At 41.6% G+C, this 1241-nt stretch carries 1 protein-coding gene and 1 pseudogene; both read left to right on the top strand.

Features of this window, described 5'->3' with window-relative positions; all coding sequences use genetic code 11:
* Positions 1-324 precede the first annotated feature (324 nt).
* A complete protein-coding gene (locus AC1DSE_RS35490; RefSeq protein WP_477529148.1) occupies positions 325-450 on the top strand; it encodes a hypothetical protein in 126 nt (41 codons plus the stop codon).
* A gap of 169 nt (positions 451-619) precedes the next feature.
* Positions 620-808 (top strand): annotated as a pseudogene (locus tag AC1DSE_RS35495) (carbohydrate ABC transporter permease); the annotation flags it as partial.
* Positions 809-1241: the final 433 nt, after the last annotated feature.

The raw sequence follows: 1241 nt of genomic DNA on the forward strand, positions 1-1241 counted from the left end.
GATGAAGACCATCCGTTCGAAAGATTCACTTATAAAACAGATATGTACGGTGACATTATACAAACAATCCCAAAAGAATAAATCCATAATTCAATTTAATACCACATCAAAGCCTGTTGAGAAACTTCAACAGGCTCTTTTTGTAATAATATCATTTTCCAATTCCCATTTTGAGCAGAAGCAAAGGACTCAATTTAATGCACATCCGTAAACGAGTAGATTCAGGCCATCCTGCATAAAAGTAAGCGTCAAACCTTAGCCACCTTCAGTCCCTGTTAAATATATGAGAAGATGAAAGCAACCGAAATTACAGGAGGTTGCCTCATGACAAATAAAGAACGACGTCGCCAGGATGGGCGAGACGAATCGAGGACTATACGTCCAGCGGCCAAACCATGGCAACATGGTGCAGCGCCAAAGGGCTCACCATCGAGCAGCTACTTTAAGTAAAGCTTGTAAGCATGCGTGGCTTGTTTAGATCCATCTGAACGACAAGCAATAGAGAGTATGGCTTGGGCTTTTCGATCGCCAGAATGCCGTTTCATAAGCGATTTCCAGCCTCGTAAGATATCTTGAGAATGTAATTCACCTAGTTCTTCGGGTGTAGGGAAAAGACGAATTGCAGACACCTGAAAATTTCCCGGCTTCTTTGAAGCTGTATCAGTTTTTTGGGCAATACGGCATGGTGGAGTATGGCAAGCTAGCGGCGTTTTCCGTGCTGTATGCGATTCCTTCGGTCGTGATGTATATCCTCTCCCAGCAGTTTATGTCCAAAGGTTTTGGACTGCAGGGCGGGACGAAAGGGTAGTGATATATGTGGTTTGAACCCAATCCTATTCATTGAACATGCCTGTTAAGGGCATGTTTTTTTGTGTTTGGAGGAGTCCAGAAAGTATTGATATTGTTTAGGTAACTTGGAAATTCCCTATGTAACTTTGAATCTTCTCAAGGAATATTTAGCTAAGCAATCTTCTCGATTGAAACCAAGTAGTCTAGGGCATCGCATCCGTATTATACGTTCTCTTTTCCATTCTGCCTATGAAGAAACGTATTTACCTAAGAGGTGGAGAAAATAAACATTGAGGATCTGAAGAAGGAGAACGATAGTTGAATCATCAGTTACTACGGCAGCAGGCCAAACCGATCGGCKGCTTTTTGTTGAACTAACGGCCAGAAAAGTTCCAATATGTGTTAAAATTAAGGGGGTTAATAAACTTCAGGTAAATGAACGGATATATAAC

The organism is Paenibacillus sp. 01L418 (assembly GCF_056400045.1).